We start from the raw sequence: 24,561 nt of genomic DNA, 5'->3' as shown, positions 1-24,561 counted from the left end.
AGTTTGCTTCTATCAATTTTTATGGCAGAATATATTCTTGAAAACATCAGTATCGGCACCCTTTCCGTCTATGATCTTCTGAAACATACTACAGACACTACCTTTATCGGAATCAGGGATTTTCATGAAATTTATCCTGCTGCTATTGAAAATAATACCGGTATTTTTACGAAGAAATCTCCACTTCAGGATTTTCCTGTGGTTACCATAAGCCTGATTGGCAGCTCTCTTCTATGTTCCTGTACATGTGACAGCCCTCATGGACAGCTTTGTTCACATCAGACAGAAATTATTCATGCTATTTTGGAAGAGAAGAAATTCCGGGTCTTTTTTGATGATATTCTCCGCAGAAAAATGCTGATTCCTAAGGCTAAAAGTTATGGTCTGGAACACGAACCGGATCTTGACACCTATTTCCGGATAGAATATAACGATGGAAAAATTGAGATCCTGCCCAAAATCAAAGAAATGCTTCCGGTTGATGAGATCATGTTTCAGAGAGACCTTCTTCCTCAGGAACCTTCGGGGCCGGATGAACTGACCGTAACAGAAACAGGCAAGAAACAGATCCTGGTAATGGGCAAACACCGCTATTACAATCATCTGGTATTTTCTCTGATGGAAGCAGAAAGTACACAGACGGGAAAAATTAAAAATCCCGTGACTCCTGTGGATGCCATGCAGCTGATATGGAAGGCTGAGAAGCCTCAGGAAATCAAATTCTATACAGCCATTCATTCTTTCCAAAGTAATTACAATGAAGACTATAATGCTTCCGAACTGGAGGCATTAAAACGTATTGTAGAGAATCCACTGGGACTGGAAGTATATTATCATGACCGGAAAATTGCAGAAAACATGTCTGCCAAGTCCCTGACTCCTGTTGAATTAAATACTTTAGATGCAGAGGTACAACTTTCTGTATTTAAGAAAGATCCGTTTTTTGAAATAACAGGAGAATTACAGTTTAATGATATTTCTGTTCCTTTTAAAAATATTGTTCTCAGAAATGAATACTTCGTATATAACCAAAACATTTTCAGCCTAGTAGCCCATCCGGACATGCTGAAAATCATCAGGTTTTTTAAAGCTAATAATGAGATTCTGCTGATTCATTCTTCTAAATATGAGGCATTTATGAAGAACATACTCTCCAACCTGGAAGAACGTATCCAAATCAATTACAGCTACATACAAAAAGCAACGAAAGTACAACTTGAAGACAGGAATTATCAGATAGAAAAGGTTATTTATCTGCGTCAACAGGAAAATTATATCGGCATTACTCCTGTCATGAAATATGGTGAAGTAGAAGTTCCGGTGTATTCCAGGAAGCAGATTTTTGATACGGATCAGAATGGAAATCCTTTTAAGATCGAAAGAAATGAAGCAGCCGAAGCACGTTTTACTTCCCTGGTCATGATGCAGCATCCTGATTTTGAAGACCAGATGGATGGCTATCAGTATTTTTATCTGCACAGGGATAAATTCCTGGACAATAACTGGTTTCTTGATGCCTTTGAAATATGGAGAAACGAAGGGGTAACCATTCTTGGCTTCAACGAACTAAAAAACAATAAGCTGAATCCGCACCGGGCGAAGATCAACATCCAGATTACCAGCGGGCTCGATTGGTTTAATGCAAAACTGAAAGTGGGATTTGGCCCCAAAGAAGCTACATTAAAACAGCTTCACAGAACCCTTCGCAATAAAAGTAAATTCGTACAGCTGGATGACGGTTCCCTCGGGATTCTTCCCGAAGAATGGATTGATAAGCTTACCGCCTATTTCCAGGCCGGGGAAATTGATGAGGACTTACTTAAAATTCCCAAGATCAGCTTTACAGAAATTTCTTCCCTTTTTGAAAAAGAAGTATTGAGTAAGGAAGTTCAGAATGAAGTAATGACCTATTCTTCAAAGTTTTCAAAGGTGAAAAGTATTCCTGAAGTAAAAGTTCCGGATGCATTGAAAGCTGAATTAAGAGATTACCAGCATCATGGCCTCAACTGGCTGAATTTTCTTGACGAGTTCAATTTCGGAGGATGTCTGGCTGACGATATGGGGCTGGGAAAAACGGTTCAGATCATTGCTTTTATCCTGTCGCAGAGAGAAAAACGGGGTCACACCACCAACCTTATTGTAGTTCCTACTTCCCTGCTCTTCAACTGGCAGGAAGAGATCAGCAGGTTTGCACCTTCTGTGAAAGTTTTACTGCATTATGGAGCTGACAGGCCGAAAACAACCGGTCATATGGCAGATTACGAAGTAGTTCTTACCAGCTATGGAATGCTGCTTTCTGACATCAGATTCCTTAAGGCTTTTCATTTTAATTATATTTTCCTTGATGAATCGCAAACGATCAAGAACCCTAATTCTGAAAGATATAAAGCAGCACGCCTCCTCCAGGCCCGGAACAGGATCGTACTGACAGGAACTCCGGTCGAAAACAGCACCTTTGACCTGTATAGCCAGCTTTCTTTTGCCTGTCCGGGACTTCTGGGCAGCAAACAGTATTTTAAGGACATTTACGCCATCCCTATTGATAAATTTGAGTACAGCAAACGTGCTCTTGAGCTTCAGCAGAAGATCAGGCCGTTCATTCTCCGCAGAACCAAGAAACAGGTAGCCAGAGAACTGCCTGAAAAAACGGAAACGGTGATCTATTGTGAAATGAATGCTGAACAGCGCAGAATCTATGATGCCTACGAAAAAGAACTCCGTGAATTTATTGCAGCCAATGACGATGATGAGCTGAATAAAAACAGTATGCATGTTCTTACCGGGCTTACCAGACTGCGGCAGATCTGTAATTCTCCGGTCCTTATCAAAGAAGGCTATTCCGGGGAGCATGCGGTAAAGGTTGAAATTCTGATGGAGCAGATCCTGGGAAAATCAAAAGATCATAAAATACTCGTATTCTCACAGTTTGTGGGAATGCTCGACCTTATCAAAGCAGAACTGGAAAAACACAATATCCGGTTTGAGTATCTCACCGGGCAAACTAAAGACAGAGGGGAAAAAGTTACTAATTTCCAAACCAATAAAGAAGTAAGGGTCTTTTTAATCAGTTTAAAAGCCGGAGGTATCGGGCTGAACCTTACCCAGGCTGATTATATATACCTTGTAGATCCCTGGTGGAATCCGGCGATTGAAAACCAGGCCATCGACCGCAGTTACAGGATTGGCCAGACTAAAAATGTCATTGCTGTGCGTATGATCTGTTCCAATACTGTAGAAGAGAAAATACTGACCCTGCAGAAAAAGAAGCAGCAGCTGGCCCAGAATCTCCTCAAAACGGATGGTACAACGCTTCAGGGATTATCAAAACAGGACCTTATGGACCTGCTGGAATCCGATTCTTAAAATTAAGTTCTTTAATTCCTGATGCACAGACTAAAGAATCTGAACATCAGGAACATAAAACAGCAGTACACTTCGAATGATCTTCAAAACTTTTCAGTCTGCCTCCTGCAACCTGCTTACTGATAATTAATTTTCGTATCCAGATTGATAGGATTGTTATATTTTTTGATATTTTCTCTCATTCTGTCATTGATCTCTCTTCTGTTGGAAGCATTCACTTTAGTTCCGTCATTCAGGAAAAACTGATCACCTTCCTGTCCGTTTCTGATGAAATTGACAGGAGAATCATAGTACGCAAGCTTTGTGCTTTTATATTTTTCTAATGTAACAGGAACACTCATTTCCTTAGACATCTTAATGAACATATTGTTGACCGGCTGATCCAGCTTAACGGATTTTACGAGTTCAAATTTATAGTTACTTTTATCATCGTACAGCTCTACGATCAGTCCCGGAAGTCCATGAAATTTATAGGGTCCGTCCTGGAAAGGAATTTCTTTGGAAAACCATGCAGTCCAGTTTCTGCCGCCGTAGTGGGTGGTTGCTTTTTGCAGGGTGAGATCTTTTACTTTTTTGTTTTCGTTGGTCAGTTGCCAGGTTTGAGTGTCTTTCGACTGAAGTTTAAGCACTGTATTTTCAAGCAGATCATATTCATCGTAAAACTCCTCTCCTTTTTTGTGGGAAACAATAGTGGAAGTGTTGAGTTTCGAGCCTTTCGGGAAAGGAATATTATTCGTGATCAGTGAATCGGCGACGAAAAAATCCCTCTGATAATACTCACTTCTGTCCGGATGAATATCAAGGTGATAATTTTCTTTGGTCACAACTTCTGAAGCTGCATCCTTTTTATACATAACATCGTAGACAAAACGGTGAGTTTGAGCTTTTGCCCAGAATCCGGCAGCCGCCGCTGCAATAAGTACTGTTTTCTTCATGGTATCAGATTTCTTTATTCATAATCAAGCTTATTTTCAAAAGCCTGCTGTAAGAAATAAGGGTTAAAATTTTTGTGTAAAAATAAATTCAATTTTCCAATCACAGAAGGGCCTGGCGTGATAAAGTTTTAATAAAATTTTCTCCTAATGTTAAAGATCTTCCATTAAAAATTAACAACTTCTCTCCAAAACCATGTTTTAGTTAAAATATTATTAAAGCCTCTTCATTTAAAACAAAAAAACCGGCAGAACAAAACCTGCCGATAAAAAAACAAAAATTGATATGGATATGATTAGATATGTGTTTTACTTTTTAATGATCTTTTCTGTGATCACCTTTTTATCCTTTGTCAGGATCCTGATCATATAAGTGCCCGGAGTAAGACTTTCCGTATTGACAGGTAAAGAACTTCCTTCAAGAACTTTCTGTCCTGATGCTCCGTAAATCTCATATTTTTCCAGCCCTTCTTTCATCTTAATAGTTACAGAACCTGTAGCAGGATTGGGATAGACCTTTGGCTTTACGGATGAATCTTTGGAAACCTCAAGTGTAGAAAGGGTCTCCGGCATAATATTTATGGTATAATCTTCTACCTGACCGATAAACCAGCCTCTGGGACATGGAAGGTTTTCCAGTGTGCCCATCCATGAACTTGATTCATAGGCTTTCACCAGCCGGAAACGGGTTTCTCCCAGCAAAGCATTTAAAGGAATGAGAATATTCCCGGATACGGTTCCGGATTGGGTATTAGGCACCGGATTGGAATTGTCCAGATATCCGATATTGAATACTTCATCAGCGTCAAATACATTATTGTGGTTAAAATCAATATACGCATAAGCAGACACTGTAGCCTGTCCCTGGGTACCTCCCGTCACTGTAACAGGATAAGTGTTTCCACGGTTCACACTGAACTTCACAGCTGTAAAGTTCTCCAGAACATCTGAATTACCATCCAAAGCACTGTTATTAGTAATTCCTGCAAATTCAACCCCGCTGATCTCACTCACCGTAAGGCTTGTCACCTTGTCAGTCCCACAGTAAGGCGCAGGAAAACCGGCTGTATTGCCTGCGATATTGACTGTATAATCTTCAGTCTGCCCTGCCCTTAAGCCGGTATCGCATGCGGAACTGATAGAAACAGCTGCATTAGGATCCGAATAGGCTGCAAGATTCGTGTTTTTAAGAACTCTCATTCTCGTACTGCCGGTAGCGGCATTTGCAGGTACCGTAATGGTATTGCTGACAGTAAAAGCATTGAAAGGGGTTGCTGCGCCCAGCCTTCCGATATAAAAACTTTCCCCGGCATCATCAAAACTACCATTCTGATTAAAATCAATATAAACCATTACATCACTTGGAAAAGTACTCGATGGGCCTTTTACAGAGACCGGATAAGAATTTCCCGCCTGAAGATCAGTTGACATTGAAGTGAAATCTTCATAAGCCGGAGCTGATCCGGTCTGATCCGGTGAAGTGTTATTAATGCTCCCGAAAGTCACATTACGGATCATATTGCTGTCGGCTCCATACTGGAATGAAGGTTTACAATATTGTAATTGTGCATTCATGAATGTACAGAGAACAACAGCAGAAAAGGTAGTTAGTTTTTTCATATATTCTTTAAATTTCCTGAGACAAATTTATATTTATTTAGAATCAATAAAAATAAGAATGTGATGATTTTTGTCAGCTTATTAAAATTAACTGGCACTTAAAACGCAATTAACTGATATTGTTCATTTTTTATGAATAATTAAAACATTGTGATAAGAAATAATACTTCATTTTATAAAGCAACACAGATGATCATAAAAAAAATCTGCGAAATCTGCGTGATCTGCGAGAGATTATAAACAAACAGTTTAAACATTTACATCAATAATATCTAAACACAGCTATTGTAAACAATTAAGTGTTTTGCAAGTCCTTGATTGTCATCTTGCAAAGTTAGCCCATATTTTCAATAAGAACTGCCGATGCTCCTCCTCCACCATTGCAGATTGCCGCTATACCATACCTTCCTTTTTCCTGACGAAGTACATTGATTAAGGTAGCTATTATTCTTGCTCCTGAGGCCCCTATCGGATGTCCTAATGCAACCGCTCCGCCATACACGTTTACTCTATTCAGGTCGTATCCTAGAATCTGCTGGTTGGACAGAATCACAGAGGAATATGCTTCATTAATCTCCAGATAATCAATATCAGCTAAGCTGAGACCAGCCTGCTTCAAAACTTTATTAATAGCTATAGAAGGTGAAGTAGTGAACCACTCAGGAGATTGAGCGGCATCAGCGTATGCAATAATCCTCGCCAGGGGAACCAGCTCATGCTGTTGTACAGCTTCTGACGACCCTAATAGTATCGCCGCGGCCCCATCATTCAGATTGCTGGAATTGGCAGCGGTAAGTGCTCCGTCGTTTTCAAAGGCCGGTTTCAGCAAAGCAATTTTTTCAGGGATAAGCTTGTCAATATCTTCATCCCTTGATATAACGGAAGTTCCTTTTCTTCCTTCTACCGATATACTGATCAATTCATTACTGAATTTATTTTTAGAAGTGGCCTCCTGAGCTCTTTGGTAGGAAAGCAAAGCATAGTCATCCAGCTGTTGCCTTGTTAGTCCGTATTTTTTAACTCCAAGCTCTGCAGCACTTCCCATATGAAAGTCATTGTAAACATCCCATAATCCATCTTTAATTAATCCGTCGGTGAGTACAGAATCTCCTAATTTTTTTCCCTGCCGAACATCAGCATAGTGAGGTACATTGCTCATACTTTCCATACCGCCTGTCATGACGATTTTCTCAAGCCCCAACTGAATCTGCTGTGCACCTAACATCGTCGCTTTCATCCCTGAGGCACACACTTTATTAATGGTTGCAGCATCTTTATCCACAGGGATTTCAGCGAAAACAGCTGCTTGTCTCGCCGGGGATTGCCCTAAACCGGCACTCAAAACATTCCCCATATACACACTGTCTATATATTCCGGGGCCAACTGTACGCTTTCATAAGCATTTTGTATAGCTGCAGCTCCCAGTTGAGGAGCAGTTAACCCGGAAAGACTTCCCATAAATCCGCCAACCGGAGTCCGTTTTGCTGCGATTATAAATACTTCTTTCATATGATCTAATTTTACAATATACCAATCGGTATTTTAATAGTTAAACAATTCCTTTTCTCACAAAGGATTATTCAAAGATAATAATTTATACCGATCGGTATAAATAAAACTGCAAAAATTAGTCTTTAAAAATTATCAGTAAAATTTACAAACAAAAGGGTAAAATGATAGAAAAAAGGTTATTCCCTGCTAAGCTGATCGAGCTTTTTCAACAAAGTGGGCATCCTGTAGGCTCCATGCATTTGCTCTACCCTGGTTTTGATCTCATCAACGTCTATTCCCTTTGCTGTTAAAAAAAGTGGTGTCCTGCTTTCCCCCCGAAACACGCTCCTTCTTTCCGTATCAGGAGTGGTAAATTCATTTTTTGCAATTCCTACAACGGGATATTTTTCGTCCAGAGCTTTATAAAGGTGGCCACCTAAGCCAGATTTTCCTTCATTATCCAGGGTTACGTATCCATCCACAATGATAATATCACCGGATTTTAATGTAATTTTCTGCAATAGGCTCAGAATACAGGGCAGTTCTCTCTTGTAAAATGCTCCGCTTTCATATTCTGAATTTATTTTGGTCTGTTCTATAAAGGTTTCTACCTCTTTTTCCGACTCCCAGTCTTCAAATGCAATACAGACTGTATTGGCAAAATCTTCATAATAGTAGGTATCAAATGCGTAAATCATATTCTTTTTCGCTTAAAAAAACTCTCCGAAATGCCATAAAATTCCTGACGGATCATGTACAAAGCATTCTTTTCCCCATTCCATTGTTCGTATGGGAGTAAGTCTTACATTATCATATTTTTCAGTAAGCTGCAAAGATGAAATCTCTTTCCAGAATTCTTCCGTATCAGCAACTTCCATAAAAATCATCGTATTATCTACCCAATCTTTTGCATAATAATCCTGAAGATAAAATCCGGTTTCTTCCCGCTTAAACAATGAAAGCTTAGGTTCAAGAACAACCTCCTCAAATCCAAGATCCCGGTAAAAATTCCTACTGATGGCGAAATTTTTTGCTCCGATGAAAGGTCTTATTGATTTTATACGATTTTTCATTATATTTTGTTTTTCCAGTTGTTGCAGGTCATTTCAAGCTTTATCAACCACACATTTAATAAAATATGATCCGGTACAATATAGTTTTAAATTGCCACGAATGCACTCATAAATAACCGGTGCACTCGTGGCATAGTATTATCTTTAATTTTACTGTATTTTGAAACAATGCAGTAAAATGCTTTTTACTGACAAACTGATACGGTCATTATTTTTTGTCCACTACAATTCTTTCTGCTCTGTTGGCGATATCCCAGGCCGTGGTGAAAATAAGCTGTGTTCTTTTTTCCAAAAGCTTATAATCAATCTTCTCCGGATCATCGGTAGGCTTGTGGTAGTCTTCATGAATTCCGTCAAAGAAAAACGCAACCGGAATATTATGCTTCGCAAAATTGTAGTGGTCTGAACGGTAATACAGTTGTTCAGGATCATTCAGATCATCATATTTATAATTAAGTTCCAGATTATTGGTTCTCTTATTAGCTGCTTCATTGATGACCTTAAGCTCTGAGCTCAGCATTTCGGATCCGATCACGTAAACGTATTGTTTTCCTCTGTTCGCCGGATCATCACGCCCGATCATATCGATATTAAGATCAACTACTGTATTCGCTAACGGAAAAACAGGATTTTCGGAATAGTATTCTGAGCCAAAGAGACCGTGCTCTTCTCCGGTAACGTGTAAAAAGAGAACAGATCTTTTAGGACCTTTACCCGCTTTCTTAGCCTGCTGGAATGCTTTTGCTATTTCCATTACCGCAACAGTTCCGCTTCCGTCATCATCGGCTCCGTTATATACCACACCTCCTTTGGTTCCCACGTGGTCATAATGGGCAGAAACAACAACGATCTCTTCCGGTTTTTCGCTTCCTTCGATGAAGGCCAGAATATTTTCAGAATCAGGAAGATTACCTCCACCTCTTTTCTTCATGAACTCAGATGGTACTTTCTGGTAAAATGAATTTAATGCCTTTGGACCTGAAATTCCCAGGTTTTTATAATAATTGACAATATACTCACCCGCTTTTTTCTGTCCTTTGCTTCCAGTATCCCTTCCTTCCATTTCATCAGAAGCAATGACATACAGATTCTTCTTCAAATCCTCCGAATTAATCATTTTATAGGCATTGGAAAAAGCTTTGTCATGTTTTGCAGAGACAGAAGGTGAAGCTGTTCCATCAGACATTTTTGCCGTTCCACAGCTGGCTAATACAGCAATAGAAAACAGCGGAATAAGTAGTTTTTTCATAAAGAATAAATTTCTTTTAAAAATAATAATTTTTATTGAATGTGAGCCATAAAGCTTAAAAAGCAATTACTGATAACAAAGAATCTATATTTTTAACATATTAATAAAAATAAAACCATTACCATATTAATTTTTTATTACATTTGAGAAAAAACAAAATAGATGGAAGAAATTCATAGGTTTACCCACTATTCCTTTTTCACAGAGATGTCCGGGTTGGCATCAGAACATGGAAGTTTTGATCTTTCTTTAGGGCTGCCTGATTTTGATATTGATGAACGGCTCAAATATTTTCTGAAAGAAGCTGCTGATCTTGATACCTACCATTATGAACCACTGGCCGGTAATCCTCTGCTGCTTGAAAATATCATCGCTTTTAATGCTCAACGTAAAAATAAAATAGTAGTAAAAAACCAGGAAGTCACCGTTATCCCATGTGCAACCTTTGCTTTATATACCGCTCTCAAATCTGTTTTAAATCAGAATGATGAAGTGATCATTATTCAGCCCTCCTATTACACCTACGGGCCTGCAGTAGCAATGAACGGGGGAATTCCGGTCTACTATGATCTTGATTATGATTTCAGTATCAACTGGGAAATATTTAAATCCTGTATTACAGAGAAAACAAAAGCCATCATTATCAATTCACCCCAGAATCCGACCGGAAAAATATGGAAAAAGGAAGACTGGAACCAGCTGTATGAATTGATCAGGGACCGTGAAATTTATTTGATCTCAGAAGAAATCTATGATACCTACTGCTATGATGAAGCAGAACATTACAGCTCTTTTATTCATCCCGGGCTCAGAAACCGGACATTCTGTATTTTTTCTTTTGGAAAAATGTTTCATACCTCAGGCTGGAAAGTCAGTTATATGCTTGCTTCAGAAGATCTGACTGCATTATTCCGCTGTCACCAGCAATATATTTCCTACAGTGCCAATGCGCCTGCACAATATGCGCTGGCCAAATACCTGGAAGTGTTTGATCCCGCTGCCAGTAAAGCTGTAATGCAGAGGAAAAGAGATATTTTCAATGAGCTTATCAAGGAAACGCCTTTACAGGTTGAGCAGCAGGCTGAAGGAAGTGTTTTTCAAATAGTCAATTTCAGGAATATCTCCGGAACAATGACTGATGTAGAGTTCTCAAAATGGCTTACTGTAGAGAAAAAGGTGGCCTGTCTTCCCCTTTCGGCATTCTATCATTCTAAACAAAATTCGGATTATATCAGGTTCAGTTTTGCAAAGAAGGATGAGCTGATTATTCAGGCATTGGAACATTTGAGAAAGAATCTTTAATTTAAATGGAAATGCTTTAAATAGTAAAAAGTTTTTTTGGGGAATAACGCAAAGCCGCAAGGAAACTTTAATAGCTTATGTTTTTAAGACGCAATGATTTTATCTGCGATAAAATTGTGGAATGCTTGAGTATTTTTATAGGTTGAAAGATTATTACAATAAGTGATAAAAAAAGCACCGCAGATGCGATGCTTTTTTGATTGATATTTCAACTGATCTTAAAGAGCGAGAACCCTTACGTCGATTCTTCTGTTTTTAGCCTTACACTCTTCTGTGTCATTAGCCTCACACACCGGATGCTGTGATCCATAGCCTTCTGCTTCTACTCTGTCTGAAGAAACACCCAGCTCAAGGAGTTTCAGCTTTGCCGTCTGGGCTCTCAGATTGGATAGTTTCTGGTTACTGTCTTCATTACCGCTGTTATCAGTATATCCTCCTAATTTTATTTTCAGGCCGGGATAAGCATTTAAAATTTCTGCAATATTGTTCAGCTGAAGTTCGTAACCTGGTTTCAAATCACTGGATCCTGTTTCAAAATAAAGATTTTCTATGGTATACCATTTATTAGGATCTAAAACAGACTGATCTTTTTGTTTCACAGCATTATACAGCTGGTAAAGCTGACTTCCGTCTCCTATGGCAATGGTTTTCCCGCCGTTCAGTTTTATCTGTTGTATATTTCCGGTCTCATATACAAAATCGCCGTTTTCATTAAGATGACCTTTAATTTCACCGGAAGACGGTGAAACAGTTTTCAGATCAGTAGTTGCCGTTGAAGTTCCGGTATTTGTAATTCCGGTCAGGCTTTCTATTTTAGCCTTTCTGTTGGCTTCAATCTTATCTTTATGTATGACTGCTAAAGTAGGGGCAATCACCAGGGAAACAATTGACATCAGCTTGATCAGAATATTCATAGATGGTCCTGAAGTATCTTTAAACGGGTCTCCTACGGTATCTCCGGTTACGGATGCTTTGTGCGGTTCAGAACCTTTGTAATAGGTCTGCCCGTTGATGTCCACACCTTTTTCAAAAGACTTCTTAGCATTATCCCAGGCACCTCCTGCATTGTTCTGGAACATTCCCATCAAAACACCGCTTACTGTAGCACCTGCCAGAAATCCACCCAATACTTCAGGGCCAAAAATAAACCCGATCAGCAATGGAGAAATAATGGCAATAGCTCCCGGAAGCATCATTTTTCTGATGGAAGCATCGGTAGAAATGGCTACACACTTTTCATATTCCGGTTGCGCCTTTCCTTCTAGAATTCCCGGAATTTCACGGAACTGCCGTCTTACTTCTTCCACCATGGCCATAGCTGCCTGTCCTACCGCTGTGATTGCCAATGAGGAGAATATGAAAGGAATCATCCCACCAACAAACAGCCCGGCTAATACATCTGCTCTGTAAATATCAATCCCGTCGATACCTGCAATTCCCACAAAAGCGGCAAATAATGCCAATGCCGTCAATGCTGCTGAAGCAATAGCAAACCCTTTTCCTGTAGCGGCAGTTGTATTCCCTACGGCATCCAGAATGTCTGTTTTTTCACGCACTTCTTTCGGTAGCTCACTCATTTCAGCAATTCCTCCTGCGTTATCAGCAATTGGTCCGAAGGCGTCAATCGCCAGCTGCATCGCTGTGGTAGCCATCATTCCTGCTGCTGCAATCGCAACACCGTAAAGCCCGGCACACAGATAAGACCCATAAATTCCACCTGCTAATACAATAATCGGAAGTAAAGTAGATTCCATTCCCACGGAAAGTCCGCCAATAATATTGGTTGCATGGCCTGTAGACGACTGTCTCACAATGCTTGAAACAGGTCTTTTTCCCATAGCTGTATAATATTCTGTAATAATACTCATTAAGGTTCCTACAACCAGACCTACCATAATAGCCCCGAATACACCCATTTTAGTAAATTCGTGCCCTCTCAAAACCATTTTTTCAGGAAGAATATAGGTCACCAGGAAATAAGATGCGATAGCCGTAATAACAATACTTCCCCAGTTTCCCAGGTTTAATGCATTTTGCACACTGGAAGTGGAAGAACCTTCATTATCATTGATCTTTACAAATAAGGTTCCTATCATTGAAAAGATAATACCTGTTCCTGCAATCAGCATCGGTAAAAGAATGGGTGCAAAGCCCCCGAAAGCATCATCAGAAACCGTTTCCCTTCCCAATACCATGGTTGCAAGAACCGTTGCAACATAAGAACCGAAAAGGTCGGCGCCCATTCCGGCAACATCCCCTACGTTATCTCCTACGTTATCTGCAATAGTAGCAGGGTTTCTGGGATCATCCTCAGGGATTCCCGCTTCTACTTTCCCAACCAGGTCGGCACCCACGTCTGCTGCTTTTGTATAGATACCGCCTCCTACTCTTGCAAAAAGTGCTATAGATTCGGCACCTAGGGAAAATCCTGTCAGGATTTCAATGGTCCTTTCCATTTCATGAGAATCTACCGTAGCATCCGGAGCAAAGATCTGCTTAATGATCAGGAATAACGCTCCCAATCCTAAAACAGCCAGCCCGGCAACACCCATTCCCATTACGGAACCTCCTGTGAATGATACTTTCAGCGCTTTGGAAAGTGAGGTTTTAGCGGCTTCAGCGGTTCTTACATTGGCTTTTGTTGCGATTTTCATCCCGATAAAACCTGCAGTAGCAGAAAATACAGCTCCCACAGCAAAGGCTATTCCTATACTCCAATGCGAATTGGCATTACTGGAGCCCATTACAGCCAGTAAGATAGCAACCACGACCACGAAATAGGTTAAAATTTTATATTCGGCTTTTAGAAAAGCCATTGCACCGTCAGCAATATGCCCGCTGATCGTTTTCATTTTTTCATTTCCGGCATTCTGTTTACTTACCCAGTTGCTCTGAAGAAATGTGTAAAGCAAAGCTACGACACCAAAAATTGGCACTAACACAAATAGATCCATAGTTTAATATTTTTTTGGTAATAGAAAATTAAATATAATAAATAATTACCATCAAAGCATTAAAAAAATCATGAGTTTAGTAGTATCCATTAAATAAAGATGGTATATAAATGAATATTTTACTACGAATCAGAAAGCTTCAGACTTAACGGAAGAGCTTATAGAATAAGGGTTGGAAGCATCTGAAATTTTAAACGACTAAAAGATATTAAAGGGGGAAGAGCCGTAAGGTAAGTCTTGATCAAGAAGTAGAAATTTTTACACTTATTTTAATAATTTCAATAAAAAAGGATAAACAGTTTCCCGTTTATCCTTTTTGTATTTTGGATCAGAAGATTATTATCCTCCGAATTTTTCAGAGTAGTCAACCTGAGAAGCTTTGATTACTTTTCTTGCATGCTCAGCTCCGTATACTTCATGAATTCTGCATTTTGCAGGCTCATCCGGTAAGTTTTTATAAGTAAGGAAGTAGTGCATCAATCTTTTTACTTCTGCTTCAGGTAATTCAGAAATATCTCTGAAGTGTCCGAAAGCGTGGTCGTTGATCATTACTGCTACAATCTTATCATCAGCTTCCCCTCCGTCGATCATTTTAAAACCTCCGATTGGAATAGCTTCCATCAATAAACCTCCTGCATGAATATTGTGAGAGCTTAAAACACAAATATCAAGCGGATCATGATCTCCCATCGTCACATCATCAGCTCCTGCTTCCACAGCAAGTTTCATCACTTCGTTATGACAATACGTTCTTGGAACGAAACCATATAAAGCCGGGATGATATTAGAGAATTTCTGTGGTCTGTCTACCTTTAAATATCCTGTTTCTTTATCTACTTCATATTTAATAGTATCTGAAGGAACAATTTCCACAAATACATTTACAACATTTGGCGCATCTTCCCCTGCAGAAATCCCGTGCCATGGATGTGCTTTAAAATTTGGAATCATTATTTATCTGTTATTTTTTAAGTTATTATTAAAATTTCTTTTCTTAAATCCTCTAGGGTTGCTGCAATAAAATCGTTGCCTTCCATATAATTCATAATGAAAATGGTTTTGAACTCTTCCAGCTCAGCATTTCCTTTCAGGCCATCATACGTTTTATGAAGCAGGTCTATAATTGCATTTTTAGAGTCTACAATATTTTTCCATGAGTTTTTTGTCACATACAGCTGTTGCGAAGAGTTATATTCAAATTCATCATTGATCGTCTTTTCTGTAAGGAAAATAAATTCATGAACCGCCAGTCCTTTATCAAACTTCTGAACAAGGTTTGATGGTTTTATCCTATCGAGAAACAGAGTCATTCTTTCGTATGAATGGGCCTTATTCTCCGAATTTGATTTCATGCTAAGCAGCTTGATTTCCTGATTTTTAAGGGTAATGTACGAGTGTACAAATTGTCTTAGCAAAACCAGAAAAGGAATTGCGATGATCAATGCAAATGCATATGGTAAATATCCTGAAAGACTCGTCATAATTTTAGACTGCAAAATTACTAATTATTTTCCGTGTTGTAAAGAGTTTTTACATATATCGACTTTAGAATTCTGTATATAGATCATAGAGAGGATCATTAACAGATAAAAGCCCAGCATCATCCTGTTGGTTAATGAAGGAAAAACTAAAAATCTCAGGAAAACGGTTCCATAAATAATTACAAAAAACAAGACCTGCGCCTGATTTTTTTTATTTCTCAGGGAAAAATTATTGGCAAGAAGGATGACTAAAAAAAGTAACAATAGCGGAAAGTAGGAACCATTGAACTCAAGCAGGATCTTACTTTTTATATACTGCAGATAGTCTGGAAAATAAAACGGATCAGGAGCAGATACAGGATAAAGCTGAACCTGTGTAAACTGATTCATAAATAAAGTAGCCCAGGAAATCTGATTAAAATACTGTATCAGAAAGAAACTGAGAAAAAGATAGGTATATGAAAGGAACAAAGCTCTTGTACCAACCTGAAGGTTTTTTCTATAGATGTAAATGAAAACATACAGAAAAGAATAGAGGATAAAATACTCAGGCCGGGTCAGGATGCATAACATGGCAAAAATACAGGCGGAAAATATATTCTTCCTGACAGCAAATGCATAAAAGCTAAGCAACAGCAACAAACAGGATAAGGAATCTGCCGATGCATGTCTGCTCGATTCAAGAAGAGGCTTAAATAATGAAAGCAACACCGTTATGATGAAAGCCAGGGTATAATTCTTCAGTATTTTGATAAGAAAAACGAAAATCAGGATGAGAATCAGCGCATAGGATACCACTGAAATCATAAATGTAGAGGCAGAGGCACTGAAACCGAGCTTAAAAAATGACCAATTGACAAAATTGTAAAAAGGTTTTACCACAAAAAGCTGCAGTTCTTCTTCATAGGCTTTGGGGTTTTCCGATAAAGTTTTATAATAGGTACTCTCCCCTTTGGCCAATTCCTCCACCATTGGATCTACTGGATCAAATCCTGCAAAGTGAGGATTCTTCTCTTTCAATTCCGTATATACCTTCTCATGGATTTCCTCTATCTTCATCCCGGGATACTCCGTTTTATAGATCAGCCCCATATAGGCCTCCATATCCGTATTATAATACTGGTGGGTATACAGATAATACGACATGATACCCAGGTAGACTGAAAATATAAAAACAAGAATATTTTCCCTTTTTTTCATACAGAAATATTATAAAACAGATAAGAATACAAATGTAAAAAAACTATCTTTTTAAACCTGTATTCTTATAAAACCTTTGTTGATAAGGAAAATTCTATTAAAGTTCAAACAGTGCCGGCCTCTGGGTCACTTCATGATAACATACGCTGTTTTCATCAAAGAAGTGGTACACAAGGCTCTTTCTTGTTCTGTTTTTGTCGATGTGAGGTTCTCCGCCATGAAGAATATTGGCATGCCAGATCAGTAAATCTCCTTTTTTAGCTTTAAAAATCTCTTTTTTCAATCCCAGTTCCTTTACTTTATCTTCAAGAAATGCTTCATACGCCCTGTAGCTTTTCTTACCGATTTTAAAAGCGGTTCCTTCATTATCATAATCAGAATTCAGGAAATAAGGCAGCTTATGGCTTTTAGGAATATAATGTAATGCACCGTTGTTCTCGTCCACATCTTCCAAGGCAATCCATACTCCCAGTAGTCCACCCAGAGGATAGGTAGTCATATGAATACTGTCAGAATGGGTTTTCTGCTGGCTTCCATTAATAAAATTGATGCTTTGGAAAAGTTTGGACCGGCCATTCAGCAGGACAGATAAAAAGTCTGACAACTCCTTGTCATTACCTATATTTTTTATGATTTCCGAGTGGTGAATCGCAAACATCAGTTTTCCTCCGTAAATAAATTTCAGGGTTCCGTCTTTCATCAGTTTATCAATTTCAGCATTGATCTGATCGGCAGTTTCCGGAGTCAGAAAGTTTCTCAGAATCATGTAGCCATTATCATCATACTGAAGGGCGCTTTTCTTATTTTCTTCAGATAATTTCTTAAAAAAAGAAGTTTCTGTAAGCTTTTCCTGATCTATCGTTCTTTCATTGGCAGGAAGGTGGGCAAAATCCTTGCTCGAAATACTGGAAAAATAGCTTTTGTTGATTCCGTATTTCTTATACAATGGAATATTGTGCTTCAACTTACTTTTCTTAAATAAGTTATACAGCATATAGGATAGTTTATAATGGCGAATCTGTTGTAACATAACTGTCTTAATAAGGTTTTATAAAGTTACGGAATATTACTTAATTAGAACTGATCTAAACAAAGCTTTTCATTATAAGAATGGCTTACCTTTTACAGTGAGATAGCCTAGTTTTTTAAAAAGGTTCTTTTTCGAATTTTCAATGATGGCATAAGGTCTCAGTTCCGGCCGGAATCCTCTGAAAAACTCTTCGATATTCGGGAGTTCTCCCCCTTCAAAATCAAAAATATGAGTTCCGATCATTTCTTTAATAATCTGGTCAATCAATACCGAGGCTCCTGATAGTTTCACATAATCTTTGTCATTAAAATTCCCCAAGAGCGCTACCATCTTGTCATCGGAATAGGTTGCAATAATATTCACAATTTTCTCCTGATAATAAAAAGCGGTAAATCTAAGGTGGTTTAACTGATAAAAACTTTCAAAAATCCTCATAAACTCAGATAAGTCATGATCCTTATTCAGCCCTATTGTATTGGCTTCGATAAAAGCTTTTGCCTGATCATAGGAAATCGTTTTTATTTCGGAATCTTTCCTCACTTCTTCGCTCAGCCGAAGTTTTCTTTTTCTTTTCGGAGAATATTTTGAGTAAACATTCTCATAAGAATCCGGATAAAGTAAAAAATTCTTTTTGGTTCTGATGGGGGTACGAAACTGATTAACATCATTGAACGAATAGATCCTTATCATATAATTTTTTCCCAGATATTCTAAAAAAGACTCGTTAAGATCAATATGATCCTTCTCTGAAAAAATTCCCAACTGCTGGCAAAGTTTTGGATTGTGCACAATTTTCATCCCGTATTTTCTTACATAAGGTACGGGCATTACTGCTTCATAGTCTTTATAAACCAGGAGCTCCCACTGTTTGCCGGAAGTAATATCCAGAAATTCCCTAGAGGCACTGTATTTTTTCTGCTCAGAATTTTCTAAACACCGGGTATATTTTATAAAATCAATTTCATTGTATTTCAATCGTCTAATCATAGCAATCCTGAATCCGAGAAACTAAAATAAGAATCCTGGGTAATAATAAGGTGGTCCAGAAGCTGAATGCTTAATGTGTTGCCAGCTTCTTTTATTTTTTGTGTAATATTGAGATCTTCCCGGCTTGGTTTCAAACTGCCGGATGGATGATTATGGGCAATGATCACCCCGGTTGAAAAATGATCCAGAGCTGTTTTAAATAAAACTCTTACATCTACGACAGACTGGCTGATTCCACCTTGTGTGAGCTGTGAAAGATGAATCACTTTATTGCTGTTATTCAGAAAAATAGCCCAGAATTCTTCAGTTCTTAAATCGGAAAGCTGGTTTTTAAGTAATAAATAAGCATCATTACTGTTTCCTATTGTAGGTTTTTCCGGAATTTCCTGTCCTGATTTTCTTCGTCCTATTTCTAAGGCTGAAGTAATAGATATGGCTTTTGCTTCACCAATTCCTTTGAACTTCATCAGATCTTTAACGGAAAGAAGACTGAGCTGGTGCCAGCTGTTATCAACCGAAATTAAAATTTTCCTTGCCAGTTCCACTGCACTTTCCCCTCTGTTTCCACTTCCCATGATGATGGCCAGCAATTCAGAATCAGAAAGTGAGCCTTTACCTTTCTGTAAAAGCTTTTCTCTGGGTCTGTCATCTTCAGCAAGAAATTTAATGGTCATAGCAAATTGAAATATTAGAGGTTATGAACTAATAGAATGCGTACAAAATGATCGGCATCCTGGATTGATCAATATACTCTGCTGATTTTTTGAGAGCATTAACTGAAAGCATGGGGCAGCCTAAGCTCAGGCAGACCGGATTTTCAGATTCTGTATCGGGAACACATCCAAAAGAATGGAGAACAATAGCTCTTTGCATCGCATTGCTGTTGGTAGCATCCAGGCCTTTTAAACGATAGGCTTTTCCAAATTGTCCGATATAGCTTTCCCCGATTGAATATTTACCTAAAGAAGACTGATAAGAGCCTTCTACATTGCTGAACCGTAAAGCATCTGATTTGGGAATCACAGAACCTGAACCATGGGAAACAACTGCTTTTTGTACTATTTTATCATTTTTCAGATCATAAATGAAATAACGGTACTTCCCGGAAGGGATTTTAAAATTAATAAAAACAGCCAGCTCCTGATTGTACTCTTTTCCTTTGATATAATTTTTAATTTCAGAAATTCTTGCTTTAGGCAAATCTAAGGTATTCAACTGCTGGGAATCAGCTTTTGAACAGGAAATTAAAAATAGTAAAATAAAAAGGAAAGGTTTCATCATTTTGTGTGTACTGTTATTCTATAATCATTCCATCTTTCATGACGAGCTTCCGGTCTGTAATTTCAGCTAGGTTCGGATTGTGGGTTACAATCACAAAAGTCTGATTGTACTTATCTCTCAGATCAAAAAATAACCTGTGGAGATCATCCGCATTTTTTGAATCCAGGTTTCCGGTTGGCTCATCTGCAAAGATGATTTTTGGCGAATTGATTAAAGCTCTTGCTACGGCCACCCTCTGAGCTTCTCCACCGGAAAGCTGATTGGGTTTATGATTCAGCCTCTGCTCTATCTTTAAGTCTTCAAACAAAGCATAGGCCTTTTCTATAGCTTCTCTTTCATTAGCTCCTGCAATTCTCGTAGGAAGCAATACGTTTTCCAGAGCAGTAAACTCCGGAAGAAGCTGGTGAAACTGAAATACAAAACCGATATTCTGATTTCTGAATTTTGAAAGCTGCTTGTCATTCATATTAATAAATGATTCTCCTGCGATCGCAATTTCAGTATCATATTTACCGGATTGGGTAGGATGATCAAGAGTTCCCAGAATCTGCAGCAACGTAGATTTACCTGCTCCCGATTCTCCTACAATAGAAACAACTTCTCCTGTTTTGATATGAATATCAACTCCTTTCAGTACTTCTAAATTTCCATAAGATTTATGGATATTTCTCGCTTTAATCATGATTCAAAAATACTAATTTGATTTTGATTTCCATAAAGAACAACCATGATAATTCCAAAAAAATAACATGCAATAACCATAAAACCTTTCAGCATGAAAAGTTTTATCATTTTCTATGATCTCCTGTTGAAATTAATTACCGTTATTTATTTACGGTAAAACAGAAATTAGTTTAAGTACAGTTATTTTTCCGGGTGTTTCTGGTGTTTACTATATATTATACAAAAAAGCCTCCCGATTGGGAGGCTTTTATATTCTAAATTAGAAAATTACAGTAACAATGTCAATGGACTTTCTAAATAGGTTCTTAATGTCTGTAAGAACTGAGCACCTGTAGCGCCGTCTACTACTCTGTGGTCACATGCCAATGAAAGTTTCATGGTGTTTCCTACTACGATCTGACCGTCCTTAACGATTGGTTTCTCGATGATTGCTCCTACTGAAAGGATTGCAGAGTTAGGCTGATTGATAATACTTGTAAAGGTCTCGATCCCGAACATTCCCAGGTTAGAAATAGAGAAGGTAGAACCTTCCATTTCGTTAGCTTTAAGACCTTTGTTTTTAGCTCTTGAAGCCATATCTTTAACAGCTGCAGAAATCTGGGTATAAGACATCTGGTCGGTATTCTTCAATACAGGAACAACCAATCCGTCAGGAATAGCAACTGCTACACCAATATTGATATTTCCTCTGTGGATGATCTTATCTCCCGCCCAGCTTGAATTTACCTGTGGATGTTTTCTTAAAGCAATGGCAGTTGCTTTAATGATCATATCGTTGAATGAAATCTTCGTATCCGGAAGAGAGTTGATCTCTTTTCTAGCTTCGATAGCTTTATCCATGTTGATCTCAACCATCAGGTAATAGTGAGGAGCAGAGAACTTACTTTCAGAAAGACGTTTTGCAATGATATTTCTTACCTGTGAGTTTGGAGTCTCTGTATCTTCTCCCTGAACGAAGTTTACTGCAACCTGAGCAGCAGCACTTGCAGCCGGAGCTGAAGCAGCTGGTTGGGCAGCAGGCTGATAGTTTTCAATATCTTTTTTAACGATTCTTCCGTTTTCTCCGGAACCCTGAACAGCATTGATGTCAACTCCTTTATCCTGAGCCATTTTCTTAGCTAATGGAGAAATCGCCACTCTGTCAGAAGATGAAGTGTTAGCAGCCGGAGCAGCTTTTTCTTCAGTTTTAGCTTCTGCCTTTTGTTCAGCCGGTTTTTCTGACGCCGGAGCAGCCGCTTTAGGAGCTCCTACTGCTGAAACATCAGTTCCTTCAGGGCCAATGATTGCCAATACGGAATCTACCGGGGCAGCACCACCTTCTTCTACACCTTGCTTCAACAGTACTCCGTTGAATTCAGATTCGAAGTCCTGTACTGCTTTATCTGTTTCGATCTCAGCTAGAAGATCTCCTTCTTTTACTGTATCGCCAACATTTTTGTGCCATTTAGCGACTTTCCCTTCTGTCATAGTATCGGAAAGTCTTGGCATTGTAATCACTTCTACTCCTGCCGGAACTTCCGCTGAAGCAGTTTCCACAGCTTCTGTTTTAGGCTGTTCTTCTGATTTTTTTTCTTCAGAACCGGCACTGGGAGCAGCAGCTCCGCCTGTTAATCCTGAAATATCTTCTCCTTCATTACCGATAATTGCTAAAACAGAGTCTACAGCAGCGGCACTTCCTTCTTCTACACCTACGTATAAAAGAGTACCTTCTACTTCAGATTCGAAATCCTGAACTGCCTTGTCAGTTTCAATTTCAGCTAAAATATCTCCTTCCTTTACTTTATCTCCTACTTTTTTATGCCATTTCGCCACTTTACCTTCCGTCATAGTGTCGGAAAGGCGGGGCATCGTAATTACTTCTGCCATAATTTATTTTAATTTGAAAATTTAGCAATCTGAAAATTTGAAAATTAAAAAAGGACATACTCTATCACATTTTCAAATTCTCAAATTGTCAAATTAACTCATTATCTTTTAGTTTTCTAATTTGTCTAAGAATGGATAATCTTCCTGAGCATATACATACTCATAAATTTTCTCAGCGTCCGGATATGGAGAGTTCTCCATGAATTCGATGCATTCTTCAACGAAGTCTCTTGACTTGTTGTCGATAGCTTCCAATTCAGCTTCTGTAGCCCAGCCGTTTTCAAGAATTCTGTGTTTTACCAATTCAATTGGATCATCATTCTTATGAATTGCTACTTCTTCTTTAGATCTGTAAGGCTCAGCATCAGACATAGAGTGACCTCTGTAACGGTAAGTTCTTGCTTCAATGAATGTAGGCCCGTCTCCTCTTCTTGCTCTTTCAATAGCCTCGTAAGCAGCTTCAGCCACTTTTACAGGATCCATTGCATCTACAGCAAGACAAGGCATTTCGTATCCTAATCCTAATTTATAGATATCTTCGTGGTTGGCTGTTCTTTTTACAGAAGTTCCCATTGCATATTGGTTGTTTTCTACCACAAATACTACAGGAAGCTTCCAGTTCATTGCCATGTTGAATGTTTCATGTAAAGAACCTTGTCTTGCAGCACCATCTCCGAAGAAGCAAATGTTTACAGCTTTTCTGTCGAAATATTTATCAGCAAAAGCAATACCTGCTCCTAAAGGAATTTGTCCTCCAACAATACCATGACCTCCGTAAAAACGGTGCTCTTTGCTGAAAATGTGCATAGATCCACCCATACCTCCGGATGTACCTGTAGCTTTACCACAAAGTTCAGCCATGATTCTCTTAGGATCTACTCCCATCGCCATTGGATGGATGTGGCATCTGTAAGCAGTGATCATACTGTCTTTTGTAAGATCCATTGCATGTGTAAATCCGGCAGGGATTGCTTCCTGACCGTTATACAAATGTAAAAATCCTCTGATCTTTTGTTTTAGGTAAAGAGAACGGCATTTGTCTTCAAACCTTCTCCACATTGTCATATCTTCATACCACTTCAGGTATACCTCTTTAGAAAATTCTTTCATGTGTTAGCTCTTGCTTTTTTATGATGAAATAGTTGAGCAAAATTATGAAAAAAACTTTGTTTTTATTGTATGCATAAGTAACTTTTCGTTTTTTATGTAAAATCTATTTGCAGGCGGAAAGGATTATTCTTAATTTTCGACCCTGAGAAAGGCTCATGCAAAAGCATTTTTACAGTTATTTCCATAGTGCAGTATCTGAAAAATCTGCCTCTATAGGTAGCTTTCCGAAAACAACCAACAGAATAAGACATCAGTAAAACATCCCGTTTTTTTCTCGATCTCTGTTCATCTTTAATTATTGTTAACATATCTTTTGGTTATTTCAACAGCTTCTTTTGTGGTGAAAATTCCGTCAATTTCAGTTTTCTGTCTTCAATATTATTAACAAAACTGCCATGTAATTTTGCCGTTTCAGCTTTAATTTCTTTCCATTCCTTATCTGCCATAAATTTATCCCAGGCTGCTTTCATTGTATCTTCATCTTTCCATTCAAGCAGGTAGACAAATTCTGTTTTTTCATTGAATTCCGATTCCCATATGCTGATAATATGAAAACCGTATTTTTTCATGATCCTGAGTGCATGATCCCTGAACCGGTCCAGAAATACCTGTCTGTTTTCTTTGGGAATTTCGTAGATCCTTAATTGATGAACCGGAAGTTTATTGTGAATGTTTTTTTCCCCGGTCTTTTCCTGTCCGAAAATCAGACAGCCGGATATAATGAATAATGAGATGAACAAGCGCTTCATGGTTTATATCAAATGATTGTTTTTTATTCTCATTCAGAAATCAGAATCATCTGATCTAAATAAGTAGAAAAACTAAAATTATGACTTTTATCTGGAAACAGGCTATATTTCAAAATAAGTACATTAAAATTATTTTATGATCTGAAATTATTAACACTTACAGCCGTTAACTCACTTCCTCCTCTTCT

20 protein-coding genes are annotated in these 24,561 nt (G+C 38.4%); 2 read left to right on the top strand and 18 right to left on the bottom strand.

What is annotated here, in order from left to right; translation table 11 throughout:
- Positions 1-21 precede the first annotated feature (21 nt).
- On the top strand, positions 22-3,363 hold the full coding sequence (locus BBI00_RS04430; RefSeq protein WP_065397636.1) for a DEAD/DEAH box helicase: 3,342 nt from the start codon (positions 22-24) through the stop codon (positions 3,361-3,363).
- Between the two features lie 116 nt (positions 3,364-3,479).
- Here BBI00_RS04430 and BBI00_RS04425 read toward each other — a convergent pair whose 3' ends face one another.
- From BBI00_RS04425 to BBI00_RS04400, 6 genes are all read right to left on the bottom strand, one after another.
- Positions 3,480-4,298 (bottom strand): GLPGLI family protein, encoded by an 819-nt coding sequence (locus tag BBI00_RS04425; RefSeq protein ID WP_065397635.1) that lies wholly within the window; start codon positions 4,296-4,298, stop codon positions 3,480-3,482.
- A gap of 306 nt (positions 4,299-4,604) precedes the next feature.
- On the bottom strand, positions 4,605-5,915 hold the full coding sequence (locus BBI00_RS04420; RefSeq protein WP_065397634.1) for a GEVED domain-containing protein: 1,311 nt from the start codon (positions 5,913-5,915) through the stop codon (positions 4,605-4,607).
- Between the two features lie 334 nt (positions 5,916-6,249).
- Entirely contained in the window at positions 6,250-7,425 is a 1,176-nt protein-coding gene (locus BBI00_RS04415) for an acetyl-CoA C-acyltransferase (RefSeq protein ID WP_065397633.1), read from the bottom strand.
- A 179-nt stretch (positions 7,426-7,604) separates the two neighbouring features.
- Complete coding sequence (locus BBI00_RS04410) at positions 7,605-8,105, bottom strand: endonuclease V (RefSeq protein WP_065397632.1); 501 nt, start codon at positions 8,103-8,105, stop codon at positions 7,605-7,607.
- A gap of 12 nt (positions 8,106-8,117) precedes the next feature.
- On the bottom strand, positions 8,118-8,480 hold the full coding sequence (locus BBI00_RS04405) for a VOC family protein (protein WP_065397631.1): 363 nt from the start codon (positions 8,478-8,480) through the stop codon (positions 8,118-8,120).
- A 208-nt stretch (positions 8,481-8,688) separates the two neighbouring features.
- The gene (locus BBI00_RS04400) at positions 8,689-9,729 is read right to left on the bottom strand and encodes a M28 family metallopeptidase (RefSeq protein WP_065397630.1); all 1,041 of its coding nucleotides are present in this window, start codon (positions 9,727-9,729) and stop codon (positions 8,689-8,691) included.
- A gap of 162 nt (positions 9,730-9,891) precedes the next feature.
- Between BBI00_RS04400 and BBI00_RS04395 the strand changes: the two genes are divergently transcribed.
- The gene (locus BBI00_RS04395) at positions 9,892-11,031 is read left to right on the top strand and encodes an aminotransferase class I/II-fold pyridoxal phosphate-dependent enzyme (protein ID WP_065397629.1); all 1,140 of its coding nucleotides are present in this window, start codon (positions 9,892-9,894) and stop codon (positions 11,029-11,031) included.
- Positions 11,032-11,249: 218 nt separating this feature from the next.
- Here BBI00_RS04395 and BBI00_RS04390 read toward each other — a convergent pair whose 3' ends face one another.
- The 12 genes from BBI00_RS04390 to BBI00_RS04335 form a co-directional block, all read right to left on the bottom strand.
- Complete coding sequence (locus BBI00_RS04390; RefSeq protein WP_065397628.1) at positions 11,250-13,985, bottom strand: sodium-translocating pyrophosphatase; 2,736 nt, start codon at positions 13,983-13,985, stop codon at positions 11,250-11,252.
- Positions 13,986-14,324: 339 nt separating this feature from the next.
- Positions 14,325-14,936, bottom strand: coding sequence for an inorganic pyrophosphatase (locus tag BBI00_RS04385; protein ID WP_065397627.1), 612 nt, complete (start codon positions 14,934-14,936; stop codon positions 14,325-14,327).
- A gap of 17 nt (positions 14,937-14,953) precedes the next feature.
- A complete protein-coding gene (locus BBI00_RS04380; protein ID WP_065397626.1) occupies positions 14,954-15,466 on the bottom strand; it encodes a DUF7935 family protein in 513 nt (170 codons plus the stop codon).
- 24 nt (positions 15,467-15,490) lie between these two features.
- The gene (locus tag BBI00_RS04375) at positions 15,491-16,666 is read right to left on the bottom strand and encodes a hypothetical protein (RefSeq protein ID WP_065397625.1); all 1,176 of its coding nucleotides are present in this window, start codon (positions 16,664-16,666) and stop codon (positions 15,491-15,493) included.
- Positions 16,667-16,763: 97 nt separating this feature from the next.
- Positions 16,764-17,696 carry a phytanoyl-CoA dioxygenase family protein gene (locus BBI00_RS04370; protein ID WP_065397624.1) on the bottom strand — a complete coding sequence of 311 codons (933 nt, stop codon included), beginning with the start codon at positions 17,694-17,696 and terminating at the stop codon, positions 16,764-16,766.
- Positions 17,697-17,768: 72 nt separating this feature from the next.
- Complete coding sequence (locus BBI00_RS04365) at positions 17,769-18,683, bottom strand: hypothetical protein (protein WP_065397623.1); 915 nt, start codon at positions 18,681-18,683, stop codon at positions 17,769-17,771.
- The gene (gene radC / locus BBI00_RS04360; protein ID WP_065397622.1) at positions 18,680-19,357 is read right to left on the bottom strand and encodes a RadC family protein; all 678 of its coding nucleotides are present in this window, start codon (positions 19,355-19,357) and stop codon (positions 18,680-18,682) included. Before radC ends, BBI00_RS04365 begins: the two co-directional genes overlap by 4 nt.
- Before the next feature lie 28 nt (positions 19,358-19,385).
- Positions 19,386-19,964: a murein L,D-transpeptidase catalytic domain-containing protein gene (locus BBI00_RS04355; RefSeq protein WP_065397621.1), complete on the bottom strand. Its 579-nt coding sequence runs from the start codon at positions 19,962-19,964 to the stop codon at positions 19,386-19,388.
- 13 nt (positions 19,965-19,977) lie between these two features.
- A complete protein-coding gene (locus BBI00_RS04350; protein ID WP_065397620.1) occupies positions 19,978-20,646 on the bottom strand; it encodes an ABC transporter ATP-binding protein in 669 nt (222 codons plus the stop codon).
- 269 nt (positions 20,647-20,915) lie between these two features.
- Positions 20,916-22,514 carry a pyruvate dehydrogenase complex dihydrolipoamide acetyltransferase gene (locus tag BBI00_RS04345; protein WP_065397619.1) on the bottom strand — a complete coding sequence of 533 codons (1,599 nt, stop codon included), beginning with the start codon at positions 22,512-22,514 and terminating at the stop codon, positions 20,916-20,918.
- 108 nt (positions 22,515-22,622) lie between these two features.
- Positions 22,623-23,624, bottom strand: coding sequence for a pyruvate dehydrogenase (acetyl-transferring) E1 component subunit alpha (gene pdhA / locus BBI00_RS04340; RefSeq protein ID WP_065397618.1), 1,002 nt, complete (start codon positions 23,622-23,624; stop codon positions 22,623-22,625).
- Positions 23,625-23,941: 317 nt separating this feature from the next.
- A complete protein-coding gene (locus BBI00_RS04335) occupies positions 23,942-24,373 on the bottom strand; it encodes an NIPSNAP family protein (protein WP_083988422.1) in 432 nt (143 codons plus the stop codon).
- Positions 24,374-24,561 lie beyond the last annotated feature (188 nt).

Source organism: Chryseobacterium arthrosphaerae, from assembly GCF_001684965.1.
Lineage (GTDB): Bacteria > Bacteroidota > Bacteroidia > Flavobacteriales > Weeksellaceae > Chryseobacterium > Chryseobacterium arthrosphaerae.
Note: the sequence above shows the minus strand (reverse complement) of the source record. Positions and strands in the feature narration are given on the sequence as shown.

Bases quoted from the DNA above. Each gene is read 5' to 3' on its own strand.
- BBI00_RS04430 (WP_065397636.1), top strand. From the start codon at position 22: ATGGCAGAATATATTCTTGAAAACATCAGTATCGGCACCCTTTCCGTC.
- BBI00_RS04425 (WP_065397635.1), bottom strand. From the start codon at position 4,298: ATGAAGAAAACAGTACTTATTGCAGCGGCGGCTGCCGGATTCTGGGCA.
- BBI00_RS04420 (WP_065397634.1), bottom strand. From the start codon at position 5,915: ATGAAAAAACTAACTACCTTTTCTGCTGTTGTTCTCTGTACATTCATG.
- BBI00_RS04415 (WP_065397633.1), bottom strand. From the start codon at position 7,425: ATGAAAGAAGTATTTATAATCGCAGCAAAACGGACTCCGGTTGGCGGA.
- BBI00_RS04410 (WP_065397632.1), bottom strand. From the start codon at position 8,105: ATGATTTACGCATTTGATACCTACTATTATGAAGATTTTGCCAATACA.
- BBI00_RS04405 (WP_065397631.1), bottom strand. From the start codon at position 8,480: ATGAAAAATCGTATAAAATCAATAAGACCTTTCATCGGAGCAAAAAAT.
- BBI00_RS04400 (WP_065397630.1), bottom strand. From the start codon at position 9,729: ATGAAAAAACTACTTATTCCGCTGTTTTCTATTGCTGTATTAGCCAGC.
- BBI00_RS04395 (WP_065397629.1), top strand. From the start codon at position 9,892: ATGGAAGAAATTCATAGGTTTACCCACTATTCCTTTTTCACAGAGATG.
- BBI00_RS04390 (WP_065397628.1), bottom strand. From the start codon at position 13,985: ATGGATCTATTTGTGTTAGTGCCAATTTTTGGTGTCGTAGCTTTGCTT.
- BBI00_RS04385 (WP_065397627.1), bottom strand. From the start codon at position 14,936: ATGATTCCAAATTTTAAAGCACATCCATGGCACGGGATTTCTGCAGGG.
- BBI00_RS04380 (WP_065397626.1), bottom strand. From the start codon at position 15,466: ATGACGAGTCTTTCAGGATATTTACCATATGCATTTGCATTGATCATC.
- BBI00_RS04375 (WP_065397625.1), bottom strand. From the start codon at position 16,666: ATGAAAAAAAGGGAAAATATTCTTGTTTTTATATTTTCAGTCTACCTG.
- BBI00_RS04370 (WP_065397624.1), bottom strand. From the start codon at position 17,696: ATGTTACAACAGATTCGCCATTATAAACTATCCTATATGCTGTATAAC.
- BBI00_RS04365 (WP_065397623.1), bottom strand. From the start codon at position 18,683: ATGATTAGACGATTGAAATACAATGAAATTGATTTTATAAAATATACC.
- radC (WP_065397622.1), bottom strand. From the start codon at position 19,357: ATGACCATTAAATTTCTTGCTGAAGATGACAGACCCAGAGAAAAGCTT.
- BBI00_RS04355 (WP_065397621.1), bottom strand. From the start codon at position 19,964: ATGATGAAACCTTTCCTTTTTATTTTACTATTTTTAATTTCCTGTTCA.
- BBI00_RS04350 (WP_065397620.1), bottom strand. From the start codon at position 20,646: ATGATTAAAGCGAGAAATATCCATAAATCTTATGGAAATTTAGAAGTA.
- BBI00_RS04345 (WP_065397619.1), bottom strand. From the start codon at position 22,514: ATGGCAGAAGTAATTACGATGCCCCGCCTTTCCGACACTATGACGGAA.
- pdhA (WP_065397618.1), bottom strand. From the start codon at position 23,624: ATGAAAGAATTTTCTAAAGAGGTATACCTGAAGTGGTATGAAGATATG.
- BBI00_RS04335 (WP_083988422.1), bottom strand. From the start codon at position 24,373: ATGAAGCGCTTGTTCATCTCATTATTCATTATATCCGGCTGTCTGATT.